The sequence below is a fragment of the Geobacillus sp. C56-T2 genome, assembly GCF_007829715.1.
Taxonomy (GTDB): domain Bacteria; phylum Bacillota; class Bacilli; order Bacillales; family Anoxybacillaceae; genus Geobacillus; species Geobacillus icigianus.
Genome location: NZ_VJWB01000001.1, coordinates 1,706,338 through 1,732,108, shown reverse-complemented (window position 1 = coordinate 1,732,108; position 25,771 = coordinate 1,706,338). Strand labels below are relative to the sequence as shown.

Genomic DNA, 25,771 nt, shown 5'->3' with positions numbered 1-25,771 from the left:
CCCCTTGAACATATGGTACACTATTCATATAACCATAGTATATACCAACGAAAGCAAAAAGGAAAAGCGGTTTTTGTCTTGGCAAGGGGAGAGGAATGGCGATGAAAAAAGCGAAGCGAATGGCCGCGTTTTCGGCGTCTGTGTTTGCCGAGCTTGCGGCGTATCGAAAACAGCGGCATCATCTTCACGACGAATGGATCGATTTAAGCGTCGGCAGCCCGGATTTGCCGCCGGCGCCGTTTGTGCGCGAGGCGCTCGCCCGCTACGCTCATGAACCAAACGCGTATGGCTATACATTAAAAGGCATTCGCGAGTTTCATGAAGCGGTCGCGGAATATTACCGGACTTCGCACGACGTCACGCTCGATCCGGAAACGGAAGTGACGTACGTCATCGGGTCGCAGGATGGGCTTGTGCATTTGCCGATCGTGTTCGCCGACCCGGGCGATGTTATTTTGCTGCCGGATCCCGGGTATCCAGCGTACGCCGCGGGAGTGGCCATGGCGGAGGCGGAGCCGTATTTTCTGCCGCTTAAGGAGGAAAACGGATTTTTGCCCGACTTGGGAGCCATTCCGGAAGAGATCGCCAAACGGGCGGTAATCATGTTTTTGAACTTTCCCGGCAACCCGGTGCCCGCTATGGCGACGGAATCGTTTTACCGCGAAGTAGTTGAGTTTGCCAAACGCTACAACGTGCTTGTCGTCTCCGATTTTGCCTACGGCGAGCTGTATTATGACGGAAACAAACCGGTGAGTTTTCTTTCTGTTCCAGGCGCAAAGGACGTTGGCGTGGAGATCAATTCGTTGTCAAAAAGCTACCATATGGCCGGCTGCCGTGTCGGCTACGTATGCGGCAATGCCGAGGTGATCCGCGCCTTCGCTGAATTCAAATCAAATTTGGATTACGGCATTTTTTGGCCGATTCAAAAGGCGGCTGCCGAAGCGCTTCGTTACGGCGCTCCTTTTTGCGCCCAAACTCGCGCCATCTACCAAGCGCGCCGCGACGCGCTCGTGTCCGGGCTGGCCGAAATCGGTTGGCACGTGGACCGTCCACAAGCCGGCATGTTCGTGTGGGCAAAAATTCCGGACGGGTTTACATCGCTGTCGTTTACGAACGAACTAATTGACCGCGCTGGCGTCGTGGTGACGCCTGGGCATGCGTTTGGGCCGAGCGGTGAAGGGTACGTGCGCATCGCCCTCGTCCAGCCGGAAGAAGTGTTGCGCCGCGCGGTGGCGAAATTAAGCGCGACCGGCTTGTTCGCGTCTTCAGCCGCTAGGCGGCGGTAACGGGAGGTGAAAGCGATGAAACTGCCGTCTTGGCTGCGAAAAGTGCTTGTTGCCGCCATTACCGTTTCCACGTTTGGACTTGTCACGCCGCCCGCCTCATTGCTGGCTGCCAAAGAGCCGCCGTCAGACGATGCCTCGTCTCCCGATTGGCAACACAATCCAGTCGGTCGTGCCGATGAAGCCGGCTCCTTGACGCGCGCCCAATTCATTGAGCAGACGATCGAAAAGGCCACTACCCAGTCGCATGAAAAATTCGGTCGCAAAATCGCTCCGGTTATTGAAGAGGAGTTTCGCACCATCATTTTGCCGCGCATCGAAACGGTGATCGCCGAGCTTGCCGAGCGTTATCCGGAGGACGAACTCCGCTATTTGGCGGTTTCAGAAAATCCGTCCGGCGGGCAAGGGGAACGCATCTTTCATTTGTATCGGGTCGATACGGGGGAAGATCTGCTCCGCTTTCACGTCCGCCGCGAGCATCCGCCGCAAGACGGCTATTGGTTTCAGTTCCACTATCATACTTGTGAGGACGGCTTTCAAACCCACTATGAGCTTGGGAAAATTTACTGGTCCAAAAATACGCCGCCGAACTGGCGCACCTAAGCGGTTCGCGGTTCTTTCCTAATTTTGCGCGTTTTTCCCCGCTTCGTTCTATGTTATGATTTTCATAGATTGAAAGAAAAAAGAAGCGGGGGAACTTGTGATGAAACGGCTGCTCATGAGCTTGCTGGTGGCGCTGTTTGCCGTTCCGCTTCTGTCGCTCTCACCGTACCCGGCCGCACATGGCGTGCTGCTCAACGAAAGCGGCTTGAAGGTGGGAACGATTCCATCGCACGATCTGCTTGGCCGCATCGTCATCGTGCCGGAAGCGGACTTTTCCGCCGCTCAAGCCACCAAGACGATTCGCACGCTTGCCCGCATCGATCGCGCCATTTTGGAACAGGCCGCTGCCCATCATATTTATATCCAGCTGGTGACGGGCCCGATCACGAATGAGCCGACCGCTCGTCACTTGCGCGGGAAGACGCCGCGCGGCTATGCGCCGGGATCCAAAACATGGGATGAGGTGCCGGGGCTCGGCGGATCGCAGTTAGTGCTCGTCCGCCTCGGCCATAGCGAGAAAGGAAAAGGGCACGGCTCGGTCAATTTGGAGCTGCATGAGTTTGCCCATTCGCTTGATTACATCGTTTTTGACGGCATTCACCGTTCAAGCGCCTTTCAAGCGATTTGGCGGGAGGAGGCGCCGCGGCTGTTTCCGGGCGAGTCTTATTTTTTAACGTATCCCGAGGAGTATTTCGCTGAATCGTTCGCCTATTACTACGCGAGCGATGAAACGCGGGACAAGCTGCGGGCGGTGGCCCCGAACACGTATGCATTCATCCGTCGGCTGGCGGAGCGGGGCTAGACCGACACGTCGCCCGCCTTCAAAAGATCGGCGCAACCGGTCATACGGCCGATAGAGCAAGCCCGTGTTTTCGCCGCGGTGTTTTGCGCGAAAAATCGTTGCTTGCTGCCGTCCTTATGGTATGATAAAGCGTGAGGTGAGGACATTGCGGCAATACTTGCAGCTGTTGGAAGATATTTTGGAAAACGGCGTCGAAAAAGAGGACCGGACCGGCGTCGGCACGCTGTCGGTGTTCGGCCGCCAGCTGCGCTTTAACTTGCAGGACGGATTCCCGCTCGTGACGACGAAAAAGTTGCATATCCGCTCGATCATTTATGAACTGCTTTGGTTTTTAAAAGGCGACACGAATGTCCGCTATTTGCAGGAAAACGGCGTGACGATTTGGGACGAGTGGGCCGATGAGAACGGCGACCTCGGCCCGATTTACGGCGCGCAATGGCGGTCGTGGAAAGGAGCGGACGGGAAAACGATCGACCAGATCGCTTGGGTCGTTGACGAGATCAAGCGAAACCCGAACTCGCGCCGGCTGCTAGTGAGCGCTTGGAACGTTGGAGAGCTGGATAACATGAAGTTGCCGCCGTGCCATTATGCGTTTCAGTTTTATGTGGCGGGCGGCCGGCTGTCGTGCATGTGGCAGCAACGTTCCGTCGATACGTTTTTAGGCTTGCCGTTTAACATCGCCAGCTATGCGCTGTTGACGCACATGATCGCCGAGCAGTGCGGACTTGATGTCGGTGAACTCATTTTCACCGGCGGGGATGTGCACTTGTACAAAAACCATATCGAACAAGCAAAATTACAACTGACGCGCGAGCCGCGCCCGCTCCCGAAGCTCGTCATCAAACGGAAGCCGCCGTCCATTTTCGATTACGAATACAACGATTTCGAAATTGTCGGCTATGACCCGCATCCGGCGATACCGGCGCCGGTGGCGGTGTAAAGGAGCGGAAGCGATGATCTCGCACATTGTCGCGATGGCCGAAAACCGGGTAATCGGCAAAGACAACCGGCTGCCGTGGCATTTGCCGGCCGATTTAGCGTATTTCAAACGGGTAACGATGGGGCATGCCATCGTGATGGGGCGCAAAACGTTTGAAGCGATCGGCCGCCCGCTTCCCGGCCGGGAAAACATCGTCGTCACGCGCAACCCGCAGTTTCGCCCGGACGGTTGCGTTGTGCTTCATTCGCTCGAAGAGGTCAAGCAATGGATCGCGGCGCGCCGCGATGAAGTGTTTATCATCGGTGGGGCCGAATTGTTTCGGGCGACGATGCCGATGGCCGACCGGCTGTATGTCACGAACATTTTCGCCTCCTTTCCCGGCGATGCGTTTTATCCGCCCATTCCTGAACAAGAGTGGCAAGTCGTCTCCTATACGCCGGGAATCAAAGACGAAAAAAATCCGTATGAGCACGCCTTTCTCATTTATGAGCGGAAAAAAGCGGAATGAGTGAGGGCCAGTGAGCGGAAAAACAGGGCGCTTGTTGCCAAACGGCAAGGCGCCCTGTTTGCATAGAAGCGGGGCAAAAAAGACACGATAACGGTATACGAACTATGCTTGGAAATGGAGGAAGACGATGAAGCATATCGTTCCGTTTGTCGTCAAGTTGGCCGCTTGGAGCGTCGTGTTGTTTTCGATATTTACGATTTTTAATGCTCCGCTCTCGTTGATTTCAGTCATGACGATCATCACGGCGCTCGTTTCCTACGTCGTCGGCGATTTGTTCGTGTTGCCGCGCTTCGGCCATTTTGTCGCCGCCGCTGTTGATGTGCCGCTTTCCTTTTTGCTTATTTGGCCGGCCAGTGTGGCCCTCATTGCCCCGTCCGTCAACATGGCGTACGGCGCGTTTTTCAGCGCCTTGGCCATCGGGGCGGTCGAAGCGTTTTTCCATCTGTATATGGAAAACCACGTGCTTGAAGAAGCAGGACGCGAGGAGGCGCACCGGTGGTATGATGAAGGAAGATGGGCGATGGAGTTGGCTGAAGAGGAAGAATTTGATCAAGATCGAGATCAAGATCGGCGGTAGCGCCGGTCTTTTTTGTTCGGCGGCCGGCGAACGACTGTTTTCTTTGGAAGACGTGCCGTTGCTTCGCGCCAACCACCCACCGGAGACGGGACCGCACGGATGAGGCGTCCGCTCGCCCCGGCACAAAAACTTTTCGAAAATTCCCTTTTCTTTTTACGAATTTGTGATATAATCTACAAATCAAAGACAACTTAGAAAAGAAAGGGAACGAGAGCATGGAACAGCAACTGAAACGAAAGCAAGGAGCGGTATACGTCGAGGACATTTTGATCGCGTACCACACGCTCAAAGATGTCGTTTTCCATACGCCGCTGCAAAAAAATCCGCTCTTGTCCGAACGTTACGGGTGCAACGTTTATTTGAAGCGTGAAGATTTGCAAGTCGTCCGGTCATTCAAGCTGCGGGGCGCGTACAACCGGATGAAGCATTTAACCGATGAGGAGCGGCGCAACGGAATTGTATGCGCCAGCGCCGGCAACCATGCCCAAGGCGTGGCTTACTCGTGCCGGGCGCTTGGCGTGCACGGGAAAATTTATATGCCGGCGACGACGCCGCGGCAAAAGGTGTCACAAGTGCAGCTGTTCGGCAAGGAAATGATTGAAATCGTCCTTGTCGGCGACACGTTTGACGACTCATACAACGAGGCGGTGAAATGCGCGGAAGCGGAAGGGCGTGCGTTTATCCACCCGTTTGATGACGAATACGTTATCGCCGGACAAGGGACGATTGGCGTCGAGGTGCTGAACGATTGCGACGAACCGATCGACTTTTTGTTCGCCAGCATTGGCGGCGGGGGGCTGATGGCCGGGCTGGGAACGTATGTGAAAAGCATTTCCCCGTCCACCAAAGTCATCGGCGTCGAACCGGCCGGAGCCCCGTCGATGAAAGCGGCGCTCGAGCGCGGCCATGTCGTGACACTTGCGGAAATCGACAAGTTCGTGGACGGAGCCGCGGTCAAAACGGTCGGGGAAAAGACGTTTGCGTTATGCCGCGGGGTGCTGGATGACATCATCGTCGTTCCGGAAGGGAAAGTGTGCACGACGATTTTGGAGTTGTACAACGAAAACGCCATTGTCGCCGAACCGGCAGGAGCGCTGCCGATCGCCGCGCTTGATTTTTATAAGGAACAAATCCGCGGCAAAACGGTCGTCTGCGTCGTCAGCGGCGGCAACAACGACATCGACCGGATGCAGGAAATTAAAGAGCGCTCGATGATTTATGAAGGGCTGCAGCACTATTTCATCGTCAACTTCCCGCAGCGGGCTGGGGCGCTGCGCGAGTTTTTGGATGAGGTGCTCGGGCCGACCGATGACATCACCCGGTTTGAATACACGAAGAAAAACAACAAAGAAAGCGGCCCGGCGCTCGTCGGCATCGAGTTGAAACGGCGCGAAGACTACGCCCCGCTCATCGAGCGGATGAAGAAAAAAGGCTTCCCGTTCCAAGAAGTCAACAAAGATCCGAACTTGTTCCATCTGTTGATTTGACGAAAAAAGTCGAAATCCATTCACTCATTCCGACATACTTTTTCACCAGATTGGTGTATAATATAAATAAATCGGTGAAAAAGAGGATTGATATTTTGCTGTTCAAAAGCCTCGAGTTTCAAAACGCGTATGGACAGAAGGTCAAGATTATCGAAATTCCTGTATTGGAGGAAGAGAACACGTACCGATTTATGATTCAGCTGCGTTTAGAGGCGTTTATTGCAAACGTGTACCGGTCGAGAACGAACCGTTCCGTTTACTCATTTCGCGAGCATTTGAAAAAAGTGTTGAAATGGCCTGTGTATGAACAGATCTTTAAAGAAACGGTGCTCAAGCACAATGCGTAGTTGTTTTGCCCCGCGGCAAAACAACTTTTTTTTTGGTGGGATTTTAACTCGTTTCGTTATATAATGAAAAGCGGGACGAAGACCGTGCTTGAAGAGAGCCCGATGAAGTGATTCAACGATGGAAAGGAACGGATCATTGATGTGGAAACGGATGATCATGATCGCCGCCGTTTGCTTGCTTGCTTCGTGCGGCAAAACGATTCCCGATGCGAAAAACTGGCCCGTCGCCGACTTTACGTTTGTCGACCAGTCCGGTCAGCCGTTTGGGCTGCGCGATTTGAAGGGAAAAGTATGGGTGGCCGATTTTATTTTTACGAACTGCGAAACAGTTTGTCCGCCGATGACGGCTCATATGGCGAAATTAAAGAAAATGGCAAAAGAGAAGGGGCTGGATGTGGAGTTTGTCTCGTTCAGCGTCGACCCGGAAGTGGATACCCCGGAAAAACTGGCCGCTTATGCGAAACAGTTTACCGATGATCTATCAAACTGGCATTTGCTGACTGGATACAGCCCGGCTGAAATTAGCGAGCTGGCGCAAAAAAGCTTTAAAACGATCGTGCAAAAGCCAGCCAATGACGATCAAGTCGTCCATAGCACGAGCTTTTATCTAGTCGGTCCGGACGGCAAGGTGGTCCAAACGTACAACGGGGTGCAGGATGTGCCGTACGACACCATTTTAGAGCATATTGAGATCGTGCAATCGTCGCGATAACGCCAAAACGGCGCGGCCGTTTGGCGTTCTTGGCGCCGATCCCCTGTTTGCGGCAAAAGGCAGGTGTCAAACATGAAACGATGGGGATGGCTGATAGTGCTGATGGTGCTGCTCGCTGGCTGCGTCGCTTTTCCGGCCAACGGGAGCTTGAAGCGCCCAGAAGAGGAGGCAACCGCCAAGCAGCAGCGGGAGCCCAAGCCGCCGCCAAAGGATCTTTACGTTGTCGCTTTCGGCGATTCACTGACCGAAGGGGTCGGGGATCAAGAGCGAAAAGGTGGATATGTCGGCCGTCTCGTGCCGCTGCTTTCCGCGGAGGATGGCGTGCGGACGGTGACGGTGGCGAATTTCGGCAAACGCGGCCGGCGTGTCAGCGAATTGGCGCCGGTCATTGACGCCCATCATAAAGAATTGGAACGGGCGGATTTCATTTGGTTGACGATTGGCGGCAACGATGTCATGAACGTTGTCCGCTCGCACTTTTTTGATCTGTCGCGCGAGCAGTTTGCCAAAGCAAGCGAAACGTTTGCCGCGCGGCTCGACCGTCTGATCCGTTCGCTGCGCACGCTCAATCCGGACGCGGTCATTGTGCTTGTCGGCCTATACAATCCGTTTTCAAGCACGCTGCCGAACGTTCCGGAAATCAATGATGTCATCGCGGAGTGGAATCGCGCCAGCCAGGCGGTGCTGTCGGGCTATCCGCGAACGGTCTTTGTGGAGATTCAAGACATTTTTGCCGGCCGCGACGATTTGCTTTACCGCGATGAATTTCATCCGAACGCAGCCGGATACGAGCAAATCGCCCGCAGAGTGCATCAAGCCTTGCGTGAACGAAAAGATTGGTGGTTGGACAGGAACAACCGTCTAGAGGGGCGGTGATTTCAGGAAGTATGTCGCTTCCCGGCATCATTTCTCAAAAAGCTTTGTCGCCTCGCGACTGCTTTTCACACGTTCCCTCGTTGATCAAGGGAAACGGCGGTTTTCCACCAGCCTTCTAGAGTAAGGAGCATCGATGATGAATTGGAAACGAGCGTTTTGGATCTTGGCCGCCGTGAACGCAGCGGTCATCATGCTGGCCGCTGTTTGGCTGTTTCAGCCATCGCCGGCGGTGAAGCGGCCGGCGCGTCCGAGCGCCGAGGGAGCTACGTTTACGGTATACGCCAAAAAAGCGCATTTGAACGCGGTCATTCACGATTATTTGGCGGAAAAAACGAAAGATCACCCGCTGTCATATCATGTTTGGCTAGCCGACCGCGTCTATGTTTCGAGCGACATCCCCATTCTTGGCCGCCGCGTGGAATTGGTCGTCTCGTTTGTGCCGAAAGTGGTGCAAGGGGGGAATGTCGAGCTGACCGAGCCGGTCATTTTGCTTGGCGACTGGAAGCTGCCGGTGACATACGTGCTTAGCTACTTGCAAAAGCACGCCCCGCTCCCTGACGAAGTCGCCATTGACCCGGAGAAGGCGCGCGTCTATGTGGCGCTCAATGACATTCGCTTTGGCAACGGCTATCAAGTGGCGGTGAAAAACATCGATTTGGCCGCTGACAAAATTGTGTTTACGTTGACGATCCCAACCAAGTCGTAAGGAAACGGAAACGAAGGGTCTCCCGAGCGGTGAGACCCTTGGTTCGTTGCCGTGTTTTTGCCTATATAACAGAACCGATGCAACATCAAGCCGTATCCACGATGAAATCACCAGCCTCCAAGGAGAGCGGTGGCTTTTCAAACGCATTCCTCATTTTTGGGCGCCTACCCCAAGCGCAGGCCTTTCGGATAAAAGTTTTTCACCGTTCCTTTTACTTCTTTTCCCCAGGCGAATGGAAATCCATCCACGGTCACGAGCAGCCAACCGCGGTCGCCGCCGGTGGACAGCGTCTCTCCGCGCCAATAGCGGACGATTTCCTCGCTTGTGCTTGCCAGATCCAGCACATGGCGTGCTTCTTCCGTCCGCAGCGCCAAGGCGAGAGCGTGGTTCGGCTCAAACCGCTCTTTTTTCACCTCGCCAAGATGGAGGCCAGCGCGGATGACTTTCAGGCCTGACCAATCAGGGCATCGCTCCGGCAGCATGGCTAAATGAGAACCAAAAGAGACGATCGTTCCGTGCCGTTCTATTCGCAGCGCCGTCTGTTCGAATTGGCGGTACAGACGGACCGCCGCTTTCGGTGCGTTCGCCTTTCCCCATCGCCCGTTCCATAGCGGGGTCGGCCGCTGTTTTTGCAGTTTGGCGATAAAATGCCCTTCGCCTTTGATGCGGTGCGGCCAAAGGCGGACCGCATGTTCGAGCTCAGCCCGGTTTGTTTTCGTCCACTCGGGCCGCCCGGGCTCCATGCCGCCGGTTTTCGCAATCGGCAACAACCGCAAATCTTCGTACGTCTCGAGCAGCCATTCAATCGTTTGTTCGTTTTCTTCGGGAGAGAACGTGCACGTCGAGTAAACGAGAATGCCGCCCTCTTTCAGCATCGCATAGGCGCTTTGCAAAATGCGGCGCTGCCGGGCGGCGCATTCTTCAACATGCGCTTGGCTCCAAAACGAAGCCGCCTCTTCCTCTTTGCGAAACATTCCTTCCCCCGAGCACGGGGCATCGACTAAAATTTTGTCAAAAAAACTAGGGAACCGCTCGGCGAGCGTTTCCGGCGCTTCATTGACGACCACGGTATTGGTCAAGCCGAGCCGTTCGACGTTTTCGGCCAGCGCTTTGACCCGTTTCGGATGAATGTCATTGGCGACAAGCAGCCCCTTGTTTTCCATCATGGCGCCAAGCTGGGTCGTTTTCCCACCGGGGGCGGCGCACAAGTCGAGCACCCTCTCTCCCGGGGCAGGGCGGAGCGTTTCGGCGACCGCCATGGCGCTCGGCTCTTGGATGTAGTACAGGCCGGCCGCGTGGTATGGATGTTTTCCCGGTTGTTCATTCGGGTCATAATAAAACCCGGTCGGGCAAAACGGCACCGGGGAAAGGGAAAAGGGCGCCGTTTTTGCCCAAGCGTCCGGGTTAATTTTCAACGGGTTGACGCGCAGGCCGTTCGTTTTCTCCTCGCGTTCATAGACAGCCAAGAACGCGTCCGCTTCTTGTTGAAGCAGCGTTCTCATTTTTGCGGCAAACGCTTCCGGCAACTTCAATGCAGCCAAACTCCTTTCTTGATCACCGTCATGCGCCTTTTTTTGGCCATTTGATCTTCGGCTCGGTGTTGTTCAAAATGCGTTGAATGTTGGCGCGATGGCGGTAAAAGATAAACGAGGCGAGCAACAACACCGCCACCGTCAACGGAATATCGTCCGTGAAAAAGACCGTATACACGACCGCATACAGCGCAGCGGCCATCGATGACAGCGAGACGTAGCGCGAAATCGCCAAGACAACAAGAAACACGGCGATGAGCGACAAAAAGAACAACGGCGAATAAAACAGCATCACCCCGCCCGAGGTCGCCACCGCCTTGCCGCCGCGGAACTTGGCGAACACCGGATACATATGGCCGACGACAGCGACCGCCCCGGCTAACAGCGGATGAACAGGGACGGAAAAAAACATCGGCAAGCTCGCCGCCAACGTTCCTTTTAGCATGTCACCGACAATGACGATCGTTCCCGCTTTCGCCCCAAGCACTCGGAACGTGTTCGTCCCCCCTAGATTGCCGCTTCCATGTTCGCGGATGTCGATTCCGTAGCCAATTTTCCCGACAAGAAGGCCAAACGGGATCGAGCCAAGAAGATAGGCAAGAAGCAAAATCAGTGCAGTCATGAAGCCCAACACCCTTTACTCAACAAGTTTTTGCATGTTTCTATTTTATCATGTGCGGCCAAAAACGGTAGACAGGAATTTTGCATTTCCCGCACATAGCCGCTAAACTGAAAAGAAGAAACGGGCTGTCGGCAAGTTCGTCCGACTCCGGGCAGATGAGAAAGGAGCGACCTTGATGAAAACGACGGTTGTATGGAACGGAAACATGTCATTCAGCGGCCAAAGCGCCTCCGGGGTGACGATCCCGATGGATGCCGCGAAGGATGTCGGCGGCAACGATTCGGGCGCGCGGCCGATGGAGCTGTTGCTTCACGCCTTAGCCGGCTGCACCGGCATTGATATCATCCTGATCTTGCGCAAAATGCGCCTAGAGGTCCGCGCGTTTTCGATGGAAGTGGAAGGAACGCGGGCTGAAGACCACCCGAAGCGGTTTACAGAGATTCATATCCATTACGCCCTTGAAGGCGATTTGCCGGAAGAAAAAGTCGTCCGCGCCATCCGGCTGTCGAAAGAAAAATATTGTTCCGTCTCCCATTCGTTACACGCCGCCATTACGGCGAGCTACTCGATCAACGGCGTGCGCGGGAAGGAAACGATCTAACAAGGAAAAGGGTTTGGCGTTCATGGCCGTTTCGCCTGGCATAGCGCCGGATGACCATATGATGAACAAGGTGTTCCGATCGTTTGCGGGACACCTTTTTTGTTAGAACAGATAACGGCGATCAGTCGTTTGGAAGGAGACGACCGGCATTCGCGTTGCTCCATTAAATAATCAAACGCCGTCGGATCAGATTGCACAGGCTGTTCGAAAGGAGCTGTTTAATGGCTTTTGGCGGACAGTCTCTTTATTTACGAAAGTTTTACAAAAATGAATCTTTTCGTCCCTATTATTCTACATATTCAAAAGATATAATCGGGAGGTGAAGGGAATTTCCACAGGGAAGGGGAGGAAACGATGAAGGGTTCGGAACGATGGGGAAAACGGATGTTGTCGGCATTGGCGGCAGCCGCTGTATTGGCGGCAACGCCGGTTGGGGCGGCAGGGAACGGGAAAAGCAAAGGAGAGCCGCCTGCTTCTTCGCACCGTTATATTGAGGTGCAGCTTCTCGGCATCAACGATTTTCACGGCCAGCTCAACGTGACGAGAAAAGTCGGCGGGCGGGAAGTCGGGCGAGCGGATTATTTGGCCGCTTATTTGAAACAGCGGGAGGCAGAAAACAAAAACACGCTGCTCGTCCATGCCGGCGATGCGGTCGGCGCCAGCCCGCCGGTATCGGCGCTGTTGCAGGACGAGCCGACGATCGAAGTGCTGAACAAACTCGGCTTTGACGTCGGCACCCTTGGCAACCACGAGTTTGACGAAGGAGTAGCGGAAATGCTCCGCCTGATCCATGGCGGGTATCACCCGGCGACCGGCGATTTCGCCGGGGCGGATTTTCCGTACGTGAGCGCCAACGTCATTGACAAAGAAACGAAACAACCGATTCTTCCGCCGTACGTCATTAAGCGGGTCAACGGCATGCCAATCGGGTTCATCGGGGTGACATTGACAGATACGCCATCGATCGTGACCCCGAGCGGCGTCGCTGGGGTGGAATTCATCGACGAAGCGACGGCGATTAACAAAGCGGTGCGGGAACTGAAGAAAAAACGGGTAGAGACGATCGTCGTTCTCGCCCATAACCCAGGCGCGTCCAATCCGGATGGAACAAACGCAAGCGGAGAAATCGTCGATATCGCCAAAACGGTCGATGATGAAGTCGATGTGATTTTCGCTGGCCATAATCATGCGTATTTGAATGCGGTGGTGGACGGCAAGCTGCTCGTTCAATCGTATGCGTACGGTACGGCGTTTTCTGATGTCGATCTGAAAATCGACCCGCGCACAAAAGATGTCGTGGCGAAAAAAGCGGAAATCGTAACGACGTATCATGACGGCATCACGCCGGATCCGGAAATCCGGGCCCTCGTCGAAAAATATGAAGCGAAAGTCGCGCCGCTTGTCAACCAAGTCGTCGGCACGGCGGCTGAAACGATCACCGACGAGCAAAACGCGAGCGGCGAGTCCGCTTTGGGCAATTTGATCGCTGATGCCCAGCGGGCGGCGATGAACACCGATTTTGCTTTTATGAACCCGGGCGGCATTCGCGCGGATATTGAACAAGGCGAGGTGACGTGGGGAGAGCTGTACAACGTTCAGCCGTTCAACAACCAGCTCGTGAAAATGACGCTCACCGGCGCACAAATCCGCGAGCTTTTGAACCAACAATGGCAGCCGACAAAAACGCGCATGCTGCAAATCTCCGGCCTCCGCTATACATGGAGCGCCAGCAGACCGGCAGGGAACAAAGTCGTCGACATTCAGCTTCCTGACGGCACACCGCTGAACCCGAACGGCGAGTACACGGTGACGGTCAACAGCTTCCTCGCTGATGGCGGCGATGGGTTCACGGTGCTGACGCAAGGGACGAACCGCGAAGTAGGGCCGGTCGATTTGGATGCCCTCGTCTCGTACATTCGCGGCCTTGCGCAGCCGTTCTCGGCACGGATTGAGGGGCGGATCAACCGCCTTCCGTAACACGTGTTGACTCAAGGCGAACGCTCGCCAAGCGAATGAAGAAGGTGTCCCCCAAAGGCCCGGGGACACCTTTTTTCGCTGCGAATGGCGGGGTTGTTGCCGCTTGGGCTTGAACGACCGAAAACAGATCGTTCAAGCGATTGGTTTTCGCAGATCAAGATGATTTTTGCTCGAATAGTTTGATGATCTCGATGATCACTTCAGCCGCTTTCACCATATTGTCGGCGGAAATGTATTCGTAGCGGCCGTGGAAGTTTTCGCCGCCGGCGAAAATGTTCGGCGTCGGCAGTCCCATATAGGAGAGCTGCGACCCGTCCGTGCCGCCGCGGATCGGTTTCACCTTCGGCTCGATGCCCAAGTTCGTCATCGCTTCATGGGCGATGTCAACAATGTGGCGCACCGGTTCGATTTTTTCGCGCATGTTGTAATATTGGTCGTTGAGTTCAATAGAAATTCGGTTGCTTCCGTATTTTTGGGCGAGCGAAGCCGCGATGTCTTTCATGTTCGTCTTGCGCGCTTCAAATGACTCGCGGTCAAAATCGCGGATGATGTAATGAAGCTTCGTTTCCTCCACGTTGCCTTGGAACGAAAACAAGTGGTAAAACCCTTCATATCCTTCTGTATGTTCAGGCGCTTCGTTCGCCGGCAGCTGTTGCTGGAACTCCATGGCGATTTTGATCGAGTTGATCATTTTTCCTTTCGCCGTGCCCGGATGGACGTTTTTGCCTTTGATCGTGATTTTGGCTTCCGCAGCGTTGAAACTTTCGTATTCCAATTCGCCGAGCGGCCCGCCATCGACCGTGTAGGCAAATTGGGCGCCGAATTTGGCGACGTCAAACTTGTGCGGACCGCGGCCGATTTCTTCATCCGGCGTAAAGGCGACGCGCACTTTGCCGTGTTTGATGTCCGGATGCTTGATGAGGTAGTGCATCGCCGTCATAATTTCCGCGATTCCCGCTTTATCATCGGCGCCCAATAGCGTCGTTCCGTCCGTTGTAATGAGCGTATGCCCTTTGTAGTGGACAAGCTCCGGGAAATCGTTGGGCGACAAGATGATGCCTTGTTCTTTGTTTAACACGATGTCGCCGCCGTCGTACGAGTCGATCAATTGCGGGTTGACGTTGGCCCCGGTAAATTCCGGCGCGGTGTCCATATGAGCCAAAAAGCCGATCACTGGCACGTTTTTGTCCGTGTTGGCCGGCAATGTCGCCATCACGTAGCCGTTTTCATCGACCGTCACTTCTTCCATCCCGATCGCTTTCAGCTCCTCGACCAGCATGTTCGCCAACTCCCATTGTCCTTGAGTCGACGGGCACGTATCGCTTTCTGGATCGGATTGAGTGTTGACTTTCGCGTAGCGGATGAAGCGTTCGATCAGTTCCTGTTTCATACGTTCCTCTCCTTATGTACAAGTTTTTTTGAATGAGCGAATCATTCCGCCGATGCAGTAAGAAAAAAGAGGCGGTTTCCGTTTTATTTTACCATAGGCGGCTTCAAACGGTAAAAAAGAGGGGGCCGTTTCCATGCCCAATAATGGATGTGATCCCCATCATTTACTGGGGGGATCAACACGAGGATCGTCTTAAAAATTTTATACCGCTAAACTTGACGGGTATGGGGTTCTGTTCCAACCCCTCGTTTTTTCATTTCTGCTGTCGATGAGTGGGGAGATTCGATTCTCTTCACCAAAACCGAAACTTGGATACCGATTCGGCGAACCGCTCTTCTTTAAACGGATTGGCGGTCATCGAATACCCACGCTCTTCCCAGTAGCCCGGCTCGTCCTTTTTCATGAAGCGGATGCCGGACGCCCATTTCGCCCCTTTCCATAAGTAAAACGTCGCCGGCGGAATAAAGCGGAGCGGATAGCCGTGCTTCGGCGAGATGTCTTGCCAATCGTGATGCTTGTCTTTCCAGCGGTAGACAAACAGTGCATCATCGCCCATCAACGCGTCAAGCGGCAAGTTCGCCGAATAGCCAAACCGGTCGCCGTTTAAGTAGCCGTAAATTTTCACGTATTTGACATCGGGATGCAGCTCCACGAAGCGCAAAAATTCGCGGAAGGCGATGCCTTCGAATGTCGTGTCGAATTTTGACCACGTCGTTACGCAGTGCATATCCACGGTCGAAATCGTCTTCGGCAGCCGCATCACTTCCTCATATGACAGCGACACTTCCTCTTTCACGTCACCGAACAGCCGAAAATTCCACGTCGCTTCATCAAATAAGTATACGTCTCCTTCGTGCAAAATCGGCCATTTTTCCGTTTCAAATTGGCCAGGAGGGAGTTGTTTCGACATAAGCAGCCACTCCTTTATGATTGATGATCGAACATCGGCGCAAGGGAGGCGAACAGACGTCATTTTCCTTTGGTGCGGCCATTGCCGACCACCGAGTGGACCGAAGATCATGCCCATCGGTTTTGTCGGCCGGCATGACATCCGTTGTTTTTCGGTGGCAATGGCTTCTCCCCGCATCGAGCATCAAGGCTGGAAGATCCAACGTAGTTCTCCCTGTTTTTTCATTATATCATATCCTATCCGAAAGAAAGGATGGGCGCTTCCGTTTTTCTGACGTCGAGGAAGCGGGGCTGGCGAACGTAAACGGTGGAAAAAGAATGGAGGAATCATTTTTCCATCAACAGAGTTGGACACGGTTGATTTTGGTCAATATTTATTGTTTTTCTACTTTTGTGAACTGTATAATGATAATAACAAATTTGAAACGCTTGTTCCGAAAATCGGTTGGGCTGCCCTTTTGCCGCAGATGTTGGCAACGTTAGGAACGATCTTTACAGCAGCCGGGGTGGGTGCCGCTGTTTCCGAGTGGATCAGTACCATCATTCCGACGCATTCGCTGTTTTGGATTGTTGTGGCTTATTGCGTTGGCATGGCGTTGTTTACCATGATCATGGGCAATGCTTTTGCCGCCTTCCCTGCTATGACCGCTGGAATCGCGGTCCCGCTGCTGATTCAACAATTTGGCGTCGACGCGAATCATGTCGCCGCTCTCGGGATGTTTTCCGGCTACTGCGGCACGTTGATGACGCCGATGGCAGCGAATTTCAACATCGTTCCCGCCGCTTTGCTTGATCTACGAGATCAACATCATGTCATTCGCGTGCAAGTGCCGACCGCGCTCATTCTTTTGGCGTTTAACATCGCGGCGATGTATGTCGTCACGCTCATGGACTGATAAAGTCACGATCAAAAGGGGATGGAGATGCGATGAAAACCGTACTTGTGACCGGATTTGCGCCGTTTGGAGGAGAAACGGTGAATCCATCGGTAGAGGCGATCAAGCCATTCGCCGGTTGGAAAACCGATACGTATACGGTTGAGACAAGGGAGATTCCAACGGTATTTGGCAAAGCGATTGAGACGTTGTATGCCGCGATGGAAGACGTGGTTCCTGATCTTGTCATTTGCGTTGGTCAAGCGGGAGGACGGCCTGATCTTTCGATTGAAAGAGTGGCGCTCAATGTGAATGATGCGCGCATTCCGGATAATGAAGGCAATCAGCCGATTGACACGCCGATTGTTCCGAATGGTCCGGTCGGTTATTGGTCCACATTGCCGGTCAAGGCGATAGTCCATGAATTAAGACGGCACGGTATACCGGCTTCCGTCTCGCATACGGCTGGAACGTTTGTGTGCAATCACCTGTTTTATGGACTCATGCACTATATCGCTGAGTCGCAACGGCCCATTCGAGGCGGGTTCATCCATATCCCGTATTTGCCGGAACAAGCCGCCCGTCATCCAGGGCAGCCGAGCATGGCGTTGGAAACGGTGGTGAAAGGATTGCGGATTGCGATCGATGTCGCATTCCGGCAGGAGGAAGATATCGCAACGAGCGAAGGATCGATCTGTTAAGGAAAGAGCAGCGAGCGCCGCATCGGAAACACGAACGGTGCTGTATCCTTCACCTCTCGGCATCAATCGGGCCAAGCAAAAGCGATCGTCATCGATGGGGAAGGCGAAGCGGCCATCGCCACAGCGAACGTTTCGCCTATGCCTGCTGTTCCAAGCGCGTTTCAGGTCCGGCCTGATTGATCGTTGCGACGATGTGTTCTCCGGAGGGAAAGATCAACGCAAGGGATCAATCCGACAAGAGTATCCTAATTAAAACGAACGGTTCCGACCAACGCGGAGCCGTTCATTTTTTATCCTCAGGCGACAGCAGCGGTAGGAATCATTTCCTTCCCTATTGCGCACCGTATCCAATAGGACCATCATCATGGAAAATTGCAGAGATAGGAGCGTGATGCCGATGGCCGCACAAAGCGAACAGCGATGGATCCTTTTCGCGCTTGGCGTCATCGCCCTTTATGTATCCCCGCTGTTTATCCTTGGCGAGAATGCGCACATTCGCGTCCACGATAATTTGGATTCCAACATCGCTTGGTATAAAGTGCTCGCCGAAAGCGGGCAAATTACCGGGCCGCTTGATGCGAACATTCCGCAAATCGCTAACGGCCAGCTGTCAAGAAACGCCCTTGGCTCGGAGTTGACCGGCATCGTCTGGCTGCACGCTCTGTTTCCCACGATGACCGCCTATGCGCTCAGCCAGACGATCACAAGAGTGGTGGCGTTTTGGGGCATGTATTTGTTGTTGAAAACGCATTTCCTGCCTGAGCGGCGGTGGATGGCTGTTCGCATCGGTGTGGCGCTCGCCTTTGCGCTGACGCTGTTTTGGCCATCAGGGATGTTAAGCACGTTAGGCATGCCGCTTGCGCTTTGGGCGTTTTTGAACATCCGGAAGGGAGAGCGGTCGTGGAAAAATGTCGCCGTGCTGACGCTTCTTCCGTTTTATTCGAGTTTTGTGCTCGGTTTCTTTTTCTTTCTTTCCGCTATGGGTGCGCTTTGGCTTTGGGATGTGCTGCGCGGAAAGGGATGGAACATCCGTTTTTTCCTTTCCATCGCGTATATGACGCTGCTTTATTTGCTAGTTGAGTACCGGCTTGTGTACTCGTTTTTATGGGAAGACGAGCCGACGAGCCGGGATGAGTACTTTCACGCGCGCCTGACGTTTTGGCATTGTGTCCGTTTAACGTGGAAAAACTTTCTTCTCGGCCATCATCATGTCATGACCGAGCATACGTTGTTTATTTTACCGGCCTGGTTCATCGCGTTGTTCCTCATTTTCGCTAACCAGCGATGGAAAGAGGAACGGGTGTTTCTTTTCTTGTTTGGGCTGAATTTCGCGCTGTCGGCCTGGTACGCCTTTTGGTTTTATAAAGGGTGGCTGCCATTGACCGAGCGGTTTCATTTTTTAGATACGTTTAACTTCGCCCGCTTCCATTTTTTGCGTCCGCTCATCATATATGTGCAGTTTGCGCTGGCGTTGAAAATCATCTGGCAATCGAGCGAAAAGGGGAAAACGTGGGCGAAACGGTTGTTAGCGGCGCAAATCATTCTTGTGTTTTTGCTTAACGAGGAACTCGTCTTCCGTTATGAACCGACGGTGAAACAATTTTATGCGGAAAAACAGTTCCAAGAAATTAAACAATACATCGGGCTTCCCGTATCCGAGTACCGCGTCGTCAGCATCGGCCTTCATCCGGCCATCGCCCAATACAACGGGTTTTACACGCTTGATACGTACAACAACTTTTACCCATTGTCCTACAAATACGAGTTCCGCCAAATCATTGAACGTGAACTGGCGAAAAGCAAAACGATCCGCACGTATTTTGACGAATGGGGCGGGCGCTGCTACGTCTTTACGGCGGAACTTGGAAAACGGTACATGTTCACGAAACACGCGAAACAGCGGCTGAAGAACTTGCAGCTGAATGCGGAACAGTTGAAAAACATGGGCGGCCGCTATATTTTTTCCGCCGTTCCGATCGACAACGCCGCTGAGAACGGGCTGGCGCTTGAGCGCGTATTCACCTCCGATGAATCGGCATGGACGATTTATTTGTATAAAGTGCAATAAAAAACAGCGGCTTCCTCATTGGCAGAGGAAGCCGCTAGATGATGAGCCTAGAAGACCGGTAAAAAAACCGCTGTCACACACGATTCGGCGGCATTTTCATTCAGAAAAGAAAGCTGATTATTCTAGGTTTATGCAATTGAGAAACAGATGGAATCAGCAGTATTTTGCACGAAATCACCAGCCTTCTAGCTGCAGGACTGATCCAACCGCACAAGCTGCCGGTCGTGCCACTTTGCGAGCAACCATAGAGCCACCAGCGTCCCGCTCAATGTACATAGCATATCCCATTGCGTGTCCCAAATGTCGCCTTGCGTGCCCAAAAAGTCTTTTGATGCCTTTCCCCCTTTGGAGATCATGGACACGAGCCATTCGATGATTTCATACAGGGCAGCGATGGCGAGCGACATGCTTGTGACAATCGTGAAAAGCCAAGCGCCGCGCGGCAACGGTGTTTTCCTCAATAAAATTTCCCGGAGGACGATCGCAAATGTCCCTTTGAGGAAATGGCCAAACCGGTCGTAATGGTTGCGTTCGAAATGGAACGCCTCTTTGATCCAGTTGAAAAAGGGAACTTTGGAGTAAATGTAATGGCCGCCGATCAACATGAGGATCGCCAGCATGGCGATGATGACATATGACATCGTTGTCAGCGGAAAACGCCGGTATAGAGCGATCACAATCGCAAGCCCAATCAGCGCTGGGGCGACTTCAAGCGCCCAGACTGCATAGCTGGCCGGACGAATGGCCGACCAGACGAACACGGCGGCGACAATCAGCAATAACCATTGATGCACGCGAGTCTGCCTTGCCTGCTCCACTTGTTTTCCTCCTTGGAACAGCGAGATTTGTCTATGGTCATTATTCGGAAAAACGCGGATTTTATACAAATCATTTTTCGAGAGTGGGTGATTGAAGGGAGAACACCGCTTCATGGCACTATTTCTCAAATAGAAAACCCTTGCAGAAAGTTTAGAACGCGACGGGAAGGCGAGGGATGCGGACTATTTCTTAAATAGAAAACCCTTGCAGCATCCGTTCTGCTTTCCACACGTTCGCTCATCGATCAAGGGAAACAGTTGGTTTTCACCGACCTTTTCGAGCGCCTGATGAAAACAGCGGAGTTTTCAAACGGTGATCAGAACTAGAAAGAAGGGGAGAAGAGGCCAGCGAGGTAAGACAGGAGGTTCGGGTAGGGAAACATTCCTAATTTGCATTGAAGATACGAATGTATATTCGCATTTTCCGGATTTGATGGTATAATGAAACATGCATAGCCAGATGCAGGGTGGGCAGTGGCCACTCCCTGAATGAAAGGGGGTGGTGCTGATGGTGACGATTGCCGATGCGCTGACGCTTATGATTGCGTTTGCGTCGCTCGTCGTTGCGGTGATCGCCGTCGCAAAAGACAAAAAGTAACCCACCCTGCTAGGCCGAGGCGAGGGTAGGTTACGATGCCCGAAGCTTGGGCCACTGCGCTTCTTGCAGCGGCTGTGCATGCAGGGCATTGGTGGCCGCCAGTGCCCTGCTTTATTGTACGTTTCCGTTTCTTTTATTATACGCGCACAACGAAGGTGATGACAAGAACTTTCCAAAACGAGACGGCGCATATCGAAAAGAGGAAAAATGGTGTTGACTCTTTCGGTTTTTTATAGTAAATTTCATATTGTCGTTCCGATGCTCAAAGCACGAAAGAGAAAAAGAGCGACAAAAAAACTTGACAAATATTTTGATTGGTTTATAATAAATATCGTCGCCATTGCCTAGTGGTGATAGCGGAGGGGAAACACCCGTTCCCATCCCGAACACGGAAGTTAAGCCCTCCAGCGCCGATGGTAGTTGGGGCCAGCGCCCCTGCAAGAGTAGGTCGCTGCTAGGCAATGCTGTGGAGTATTAGCTCAGCGGGAGAGCACCACGTTGACAGCGTGGGGGTCACTGGTTCGATCCCAGTATACTCCACCATGATGGGGCGTTAGTTCAGGGGGAGAACGCTTCGCTGGCAGCGAAGAGGTCAGGGGTTCAAATCCCCTACGCTCCATTGATCATGCGGTCGTGGCGGAATGGCAGACGCGCTAGGTTGAGGGCCTAGTGGGGGCGACCCCGTGGAGGTTCAAGTCCTCTCGACCGCATCGCTCCAAACAGTTACGGAGGAGTACCCAAGTCTGGCTGAAGGGGTCGGTTTCGAAAACCGATAGGGGTGTCACAGCCCGCGGGGGTTCGAATCCCTCCTCCTCCGCCATATAAAGTCGCATATTGTGCCGACTTAGCTCAATTGGTAGAGACGAGCATCGGCTTCATCGAATTAACTGCGAGTTGCCTCGACGCACTCATCTTCCATGAATAAGCGAGTAGAGGAAGAGGCACAAAGCTTAACAACGAGTCAGGTTTTTGATCCGTATTATGCCGACTTAGCTCAATTGGTAGAGCAACTGAATCGTAATCAGTAGGTTGCGGGTTCAAGTCCTGCAGTCGGCATCGTCATTATGGAGGGGTAGCGAAGTGGCTAAACGCGGCGGACTGTAAATCCGCTCCCTTTGGGTTCGGCGGTTCGAATCCGTCCCCCTCCATTTTTATTCTCCATAAACGGGCCTATAGCTCAGCTGGTCAGAGCGCACGCCTGATAAGCGTGAGGTCGGTGGTTCAAGTCCACTTAGGCCCATCCGATTGAAAGACGGCAAAGGTGATCCTTGCCGTCTTTTTTCGTGAAAATGCCGAACTGGCGCGGATTTTCATCCCCTGGTGGAGGGCAGATCGCGCTGCCCATGGAACTTTTTCGTGAAAATCCCGCGTCCGTGGGTAGAGATTTTCATGCCTGGTTGGACGGGAAAGCGTTGCCCATGAATCTTTCTGTGAAAATGCGCCGCCTTGCACCGTCATGTTCATGCCAGGAGAGCCAGGCTTGCTCATGAACGGTTGCGGTGAGCCATGCGCGGCAGCGGGGGGGTTCATGGCTCGAGGGAGAGGAATATCTCTCCGCGGCTGTTTTCTGTAAGCGATTTGACCGTCTGTTGGCGGGAGAAATAGGGAAAACCTCCCCGCTTCTTTTTTGTTTGAAGCGGGGAAGCGCTCTTGGCATAGCCGTGCGTTTCTAATGAACGTATTTTCCGTAATCGGGAATAGCGACGCGGTCGAAATCGCGGGCGAGTGTTGTCAGCCCCACACGCAATTCGTCCCCGGATACCGGGGCGCCGTGCCCAGTGACGGCGACCGATGGAAAGAGGGCGGCCAATTTGCGCACCGACTCGCGGGCGGCATTCCAGTCTACGGTGTAGTAGCGCGGCGGGCCGCTGATTTCGATTTGTTGGGTCAACACTTTATATAGTGAATCTTGGCGGACGGTGACGAACGCATCGCCGGCGATTAAAGCGGCGTCGCGCGGCCGGAATAACGAAATGTGGCCCGGCGTGTGCCCCGGGGTGTGGATCCAGCGAAATTCCGGCAAGTGCGGAACAGAGCCGTCCTCTGGCAGCGGATGAACGCGATCGCCCAGTTGAATCGGCTCATTTGGGAAAAATGGAGATATTTTGGCGATGAAGCCGCCTTCGACGGAAGCGTCCGGTTCAGGATATCTCGCCTTTCCGGTCAAATACGGCAGTTCAGCCCGATGGGCATACACCGGGATATTCCAATGCTTGACAAGCTCAACAATCGCCCCAACGTGATCAAAATGGCCGTGGGTTAAAACAATGGCTTGCGGGCGGCTACCGCTGCCGAAGCGGTCTTCCACGACCGAAACAATGTCATCGGCCGCCCCCGGCATGCCGGCGTCGACCAAGACGAACAAGCGGTCGCCCGGGCGGCCGATGAGACAAATGTTTACAATTTGAATCGTGTAGCAGTACAAGTCAGGCAGCACGCTGACGCCGAGGCCGCTCGCTGCCGATGTCGTAGGTATGAAATGATAGTCTTCTCCGTAGCGCAGTTGTTCCTCCGCCATGGAAACTCCCTCCTTGTACGAATGGATAACCCATCGATAGGATTCCTTATCGAGAAGCGGGATATGCAACGTTAGGTTTGAACGGAAAACACCTTCCGCTTTTTTCCTCTTTGGCCGCTTGCTCGACATGGCCCGCCAAATAATGGTACTATAAAGGAAAAGAGGAAAGGAGGAAAACGGAATGAGTATTTTGAAAAAAGGATTGGCGTTCGGGCTTGGGCTTGCGATCGCTAGCAAAGAACAAGCGGAAAAGATCATTGATGAGCTGGTCAAAAAAGGGGAGTTGTCGCTTGACGAATCGAAGGAAGTGATCGATCAATGGAAACAGCAGACGGAGGCGCGGAAAACGGAAGTGCAGCGGCTTGTGCGCGAGCAAATCAAGCAGGTCATCGATAAACTGGACTTGGCGACAAAAGAAGACGTGCGGCAGCTTGAAGAGCGGATCCGCCGCCTTGAAGAAAAGGAACAAAGCGGGCAGTAAACCGATGCGGCCTGCCCGCTCGTTTTTTGCCGCCTTGGGAGAGATGTCCGGATGATCGGAAAACGGATGCGCCATATCGGAAGGTATCACGAGATCGCTGTCGCCTTGCTTCGGCACGGATTCGGGATGATCGTCGATGAACTCGGCTTTTCTTCGTTTCTTTCGCTGCCGCCGCGATGGAGAGCGGAGCAAGGAAAAAAGGAAGGAAAAACGGTCGCGGAGCGGCTCCGTCTTGTGCTTGAGGAGCTCGGCCCGACGTTTATTAAGCTCGGACAAATCGCCAGTACGCGCCCGGATTTGCTTCCAAGTCCGATCATTCGAGAGCTCGAAAAGCTGCAAGACCAAGTTCCGCCGTTTCCGTTTTCGGAGGTGCGCCAGATTGTGGAAACCGAGTTGGGCGATTCGCTGGAGAAGCTTTTTCGGTCATTTGCGAAAATGCCGCTCGCTGCCGCTTCGCTCGGGCAAGTGCATCAGGCCGTTCTCCCTTCCGGACAAGCCGTTGTGGTGAAAGTGCAGCGCCCACGGATTGCTGTGCAGATGGAGACGGACTTGGACATTTTACAAGATTTGGCCGTGTTGGCGGAACGGCGTCTCGAGTGGGCGGCATCTTACCGGCTGTCTGAGATCGTCGATGAGTTAACGAAATCGCTGCGGCAGGAGCTCGATTATACAGTCGAGGCGCGCCATGCCGAAACGTTTGCCCATCTATTTGCCGATGATCCGTCGCTGTATGTCCCGGGCGTTTTTTGGGAATATACAACAAAAAAGGTATTGACGATGGAATACATCGACGGCGTGAAGCTCGGGGAAATCGAGCGGCTGAAAGAGAGCGGCTATTCGTTACAAGCGCTGGCCGAGCGCTTGGCTGCTTCCATGCTGAAGCAAATGTTCGAACATGGGTTTTTTCATGGCGATCCCCATCCCGGGAATGTGTTTGTGCTTCCCGGCGGCGTGCTAGCTTTTATTGATTTCGGCTTAATGGGGCGCCTCCGCCCCAATGTCAAGCATCACCTTTCAACGCTTGTCATCGCCTTGATGCGGCAAAACACAGATGGGGTGTTGAACGCGATTTATGGGCTGGGGCTTGTTCCGGATGAGGTGGATGAAGGAACATTGCGCGATGATATCGATGAGCTGCGGGAAAAATATTATCGCGTGCCGCTTAGTGACATCAGTCTCGGGGAAGCGGTCGAGGATTTGCTTTCCGTGGCGTTTCGCCATGGCATTCGCATTCCAAGCGACTTGACGCTGTTAGGGAAAGCGTTGTTGACGGTCGAAGGGGTTGTGGAGATGCTCGATCCGCAGTTTCGCATCATCGATGTGGCCGAACCGTTTGGGAGAAAGTTGCTGAAAGAGCGGCTTCGACCTGATCGCGTAGTGGAAACGGCATGGAAACGGATTTTCGACTACGGCGAATGGCTGCTTCGTTTGCCGGACAGCGTAAAGGAATGGACGAAAATGATGCGGCACGGCAAGCTGCGGCTGGAGATCACGGCGCCTGATTTGGAAACGCTGCTGCGAAAGCTCGATCAGATGGCGAACCGGCTGTCGTTCAGCATCGTTCTTCTTTCGCTGAGCATCGTCCTTGCCGGGCTGATGATCGCCTCCTCGCTCGGGCGGCCGTCGACGCTGCTATGGAACATTCCTGCTGTTGAAATCGGATTGGGGGCGGCCGCTTTTCTATTTGGTTGGCTGCTTTATTCCATTTTTCGGTCGGGGAGATTTTAGCGTTTGTTGCCGGCTGCGTTCTTCCTTTTGCGCCGAGAAGGCCGGCGCTCCTACACGTGAAAAGGACGTTCATAAGAGAGCGGGAACCCCCGCTTCTTTCGATGTAGGATGA

Annotated in this window: 25 protein-coding genes, 7 tRNA genes, 1 rRNA gene and 1 pseudogene; 28 read left to right on the top strand and 6 right to left on the bottom strand. The window is 53.6% G+C overall.

The genetic code is table 11. The features are described 5' to 3' along the window. Positions 1–95: 95 nt before the first annotated feature. From GC56T2_RS08725 to GC56T2_RS08675, 12 genes are all read left to right on the top strand, one after another. On the top strand, positions 96–1,286 hold the full coding sequence (locus GC56T2_RS08725; RefSeq protein ID WP_370454540.1) for an LL-diaminopimelate aminotransferase: 1,191 nt from the start codon (positions 96–98) through the stop codon (positions 1,284–1,286). 21 nt (positions 1,287–1,307) lie between these two features. Next, positions 1,308–1,886 carry a YpjP family protein gene (locus GC56T2_RS08720; protein ID WP_370454562.1) on the top strand — a complete coding sequence of 193 codons (579 nt, stop codon included), beginning with the start codon at positions 1,308–1,310 and terminating at the stop codon, positions 1,884–1,886. 100 nt (positions 1,887–1,986) lie between these two features. Next, positions 1,987–2,688: an anthrax toxin lethal factor-related metalloendopeptidase gene (locus tag GC56T2_RS08715; RefSeq protein WP_144974525.1), complete on the top strand. Its 702-nt coding sequence runs from the start codon at positions 1,987–1,989 to the stop codon at positions 2,686–2,688. 145 nt (positions 2,689–2,833) lie between these two features. Beyond that, a complete protein-coding gene (gene thyA, locus GC56T2_RS08710) occupies positions 2,834–3,628 on the top strand; it encodes a thymidylate synthase (protein ID WP_144977171.1) in 795 nt (264 codons plus the stop codon). A gap of 13 nt (positions 3,629–3,641) precedes the next feature. Beyond that, entirely contained in the window at positions 3,642–4,136 is a 495-nt protein-coding gene (locus GC56T2_RS08705) for a dihydrofolate reductase (RefSeq protein ID WP_144974523.1), read from the top strand. Positions 4,137–4,263: 127 nt separating this feature from the next. Then, a complete protein-coding gene (locus GC56T2_RS08700; protein WP_144974521.1) occupies positions 4,264–4,713 on the top strand; it encodes a YndM family protein in 450 nt (149 codons plus the stop codon). Further along, positions 4,682–4,816, top strand: coding sequence for a hypothetical protein (locus GC56T2_RS18130; RefSeq protein ID WP_255516157.1), 135 nt, complete (start codon positions 4,682–4,684; stop codon positions 4,814–4,816). The genes GC56T2_RS08700 and GC56T2_RS18130 overlap by 32 nt, the downstream gene beginning before the upstream one ends. A gap of 112 nt (positions 4,817–4,928) precedes the next feature. Next, the gene (ilvA, locus tag GC56T2_RS08695; RefSeq protein ID WP_144974519.1) at positions 4,929–6,200 is read left to right on the top strand and encodes a threonine ammonia-lyase IlvA; all 1,272 of its coding nucleotides are present in this window, start codon (positions 4,929–4,931) and stop codon (positions 6,198–6,200) included. A gap of 95 nt (positions 6,201–6,295) precedes the next feature. Beyond that, positions 6,296–6,547, top strand: coding sequence for a YpmP family protein (locus tag GC56T2_RS08690; protein WP_144974517.1), 252 nt, complete (start codon positions 6,296–6,298; stop codon positions 6,545–6,547). Positions 6,548–6,686: 139 nt separating this feature from the next. Continuing rightward, on the top strand, positions 6,687–7,259 hold the full coding sequence (locus tag GC56T2_RS08685) for an SCO family protein (RefSeq protein WP_144974515.1): 573 nt from the start codon (positions 6,687–6,689) through the stop codon (positions 7,257–7,259). 72 nt (positions 7,260–7,331) lie between these two features. Then, entirely contained in the window at positions 7,332–8,135 is an 804-nt protein-coding gene (locus GC56T2_RS08680) for an SGNH/GDSL hydrolase family protein (protein WP_144974513.1), read from the top strand. Positions 8,136–8,271: 136 nt separating this feature from the next. Beyond that, positions 8,272–8,841, top strand: coding sequence for a YpmS family protein (locus tag GC56T2_RS08675; RefSeq protein ID WP_144974511.1), 570 nt, complete (start codon positions 8,272–8,274; stop codon positions 8,839–8,841). 164 nt (positions 8,842–9,005) lie between these two features. Here GC56T2_RS08675 and GC56T2_RS08670 read toward each other — a convergent pair whose 3' ends face one another. Both GC56T2_RS08670 and plsY read right to left on the bottom strand, forming a co-directional pair. Further along, positions 9,006–10,373: an RsmF rRNA methyltransferase first C-terminal domain-containing protein gene (locus tag GC56T2_RS08670; RefSeq protein WP_144974509.1), complete on the bottom strand. Its 1,368-nt coding sequence runs from the start codon at positions 10,371–10,373 to the stop codon at positions 9,006–9,008. Between the two features lie 28 nt (positions 10,374–10,401). Continuing rightward, positions 10,402–10,995, bottom strand: a complete 594-nt coding sequence (gene plsY, locus GC56T2_RS08665; RefSeq protein WP_033020798.1) for a glycerol-3-phosphate 1-O-acyltransferase PlsY — start codon at positions 10,993–10,995, stop codon at positions 10,402–10,404. Between the two features lie 175 nt (positions 10,996–11,170). Here plsY and GC56T2_RS08660 point away from each other — a divergent pair, with 175 nt between their 5' ends. Together GC56T2_RS08660 and GC56T2_RS08655 are read left to right on the top strand one after the other, a co-directional pair. Then, positions 11,171–11,596, top strand: coding sequence for an OsmC family protein (locus GC56T2_RS08660; protein WP_033020800.1), 426 nt, complete (start codon positions 11,171–11,173; stop codon positions 11,594–11,596). Positions 11,597–11,950: 354 nt separating this feature from the next. Beyond that, positions 11,951–13,573 carry a bifunctional metallophosphatase/5'-nucleotidase gene (locus GC56T2_RS08655; RefSeq protein WP_144974507.1) on the top strand — a complete coding sequence of 541 codons (1,623 nt, stop codon included), beginning with the start codon at positions 11,951–11,953 and terminating at the stop codon, positions 13,571–13,573. A gap of 154 nt (positions 13,574–13,727) precedes the next feature. Here GC56T2_RS08655 and pepT read toward each other — a convergent pair whose 3' ends face one another. Then, a complete protein-coding gene (pepT, locus tag GC56T2_RS08650) occupies positions 13,728–14,963 on the bottom strand; it encodes a peptidase T (protein WP_144974505.1) in 1,236 nt (411 codons plus the stop codon). A gap of 292 nt (positions 14,964–15,255) precedes the next feature. After that, complete coding sequence (locus GC56T2_RS08645) at positions 15,256–15,873, bottom strand: sulfite oxidase-like oxidoreductase (RefSeq protein WP_033020810.1); 618 nt, start codon at positions 15,871–15,873, stop codon at positions 15,256–15,258. 427 nt (positions 15,874–16,300) lie between these two features. On the opposite strand from GC56T2_RS08645, the pseudogene GC56T2_RS08640 reads away from it, so the two are divergent. The 3 genes and pseudogenes from GC56T2_RS08640 to GC56T2_RS08630 form a co-directional block, all read left to right on the top strand. Further along, positions 16,301–16,768: pseudogene (locus GC56T2_RS08640) on the top strand (5-oxoproline transporter, DUF979 family subunit); the annotation flags it as partial. A 32-nt stretch (positions 16,769–16,800) separates the two neighbouring features. After that, the gene (gene pcp / locus GC56T2_RS08635; protein WP_144974503.1) at positions 16,801–17,448 is read left to right on the top strand and encodes a pyroglutamyl-peptidase I; all 648 of its coding nucleotides are present in this window, start codon (positions 16,801–16,803) and stop codon (positions 17,446–17,448) included. Positions 17,449–17,839: 391 nt separating this feature from the next. Continuing rightward, a complete protein-coding gene (locus tag GC56T2_RS08630; protein ID WP_370454539.1) occupies positions 17,840–19,516 on the top strand; it encodes a DUF6044 family protein in 1,677 nt (558 codons plus the stop codon). A 185-nt stretch (positions 19,517–19,701) separates the two neighbouring features. On the opposite strand, the gene GC56T2_RS08625 is transcribed toward GC56T2_RS08630, so the two are convergent. Next, positions 19,702–20,334 (bottom strand): DUF2238 domain-containing protein, encoded by a 633-nt coding sequence (locus GC56T2_RS08625; RefSeq protein WP_144974499.1) that lies wholly within the window; start codon positions 20,332–20,334, stop codon positions 19,702–19,704. Between the two features lie 508 nt (positions 20,335–20,842). Between GC56T2_RS08625 and GC56T2_RS18125 the strand changes: the two genes are divergently transcribed. From GC56T2_RS18125 to GC56T2_RS08585, 9 genes are all read left to right on the top strand, one after another. Further along, entirely contained in the window at positions 20,843–20,932 is a 90-nt protein-coding gene (locus GC56T2_RS18125; RefSeq protein ID WP_223812045.1) for a putative holin-like toxin, read from the top strand. A 343-nt stretch (positions 20,933–21,275) separates the two neighbouring features. Continuing rightward, positions 21,276–21,392: ribosomal RNA gene (gene rrf, locus GC56T2_RS08620) — 5S ribosomal RNA — on the top strand. 8 nt (positions 21,393–21,400) lie between these two features. After that, positions 21,401–21,475 (top strand) — tRNA-Val (locus GC56T2_RS08615). Between the two features lie 4 nt (positions 21,476–21,479). Beyond that, positions 21,480–21,551, top strand: a tRNA-Ala gene (locus GC56T2_RS08610). An 8-nt stretch (positions 21,552–21,559) separates the two neighbouring features. Further along, positions 21,560–21,642 (top strand) — tRNA-Leu (locus tag GC56T2_RS08605). A 17-nt stretch (positions 21,643–21,659) separates the two neighbouring features. Beyond that, positions 21,660–21,752 (top strand) — tRNA-Ser (locus GC56T2_RS08600). Positions 21,753–21,915: 163 nt separating this feature from the next. Further along, a tRNA-Thr gene (locus tag GC56T2_RS08595) sits at positions 21,916–21,988 on the top strand. Between the two features lie 10 nt (positions 21,989–21,998). Further along, positions 21,999–22,080 (top strand) — tRNA-Tyr (locus GC56T2_RS08590). Positions 22,081–22,098: 18 nt separating this feature from the next. Then, positions 22,099–22,172: transfer RNA gene (locus GC56T2_RS08585), tRNA-Ile, on the top strand. A 429-nt stretch (positions 22,173–22,601) separates the two neighbouring features. Here GC56T2_RS08585 and GC56T2_RS08580 read toward each other — a convergent pair. Then, positions 22,602–23,450, bottom strand: a complete 849-nt coding sequence (locus GC56T2_RS08580; protein WP_144974496.1) for an MBL fold metallo-hydrolase — start codon at positions 23,448–23,450, stop codon at positions 22,602–22,604. A gap of 181 nt (positions 23,451–23,631) precedes the next feature. On the opposite strand from GC56T2_RS08580, the gene GC56T2_RS08575 reads away from it, so the two are divergent. Beyond that, complete coding sequence (locus tag GC56T2_RS08575; RefSeq protein ID WP_031409465.1) at positions 23,632–23,931, top strand: phasin family protein; 300 nt, start codon at positions 23,632–23,634, stop codon at positions 23,929–23,931. 51 nt (positions 23,932–23,982) lie between these two features. Next, positions 23,983–25,659, top strand: coding sequence for an ABC1 kinase family protein (locus GC56T2_RS08570; RefSeq protein WP_144974494.1), 1,677 nt, complete (start codon positions 23,983–23,985; stop codon positions 25,657–25,659). Positions 25,660–25,771: the final 112 nt, after the last annotated feature.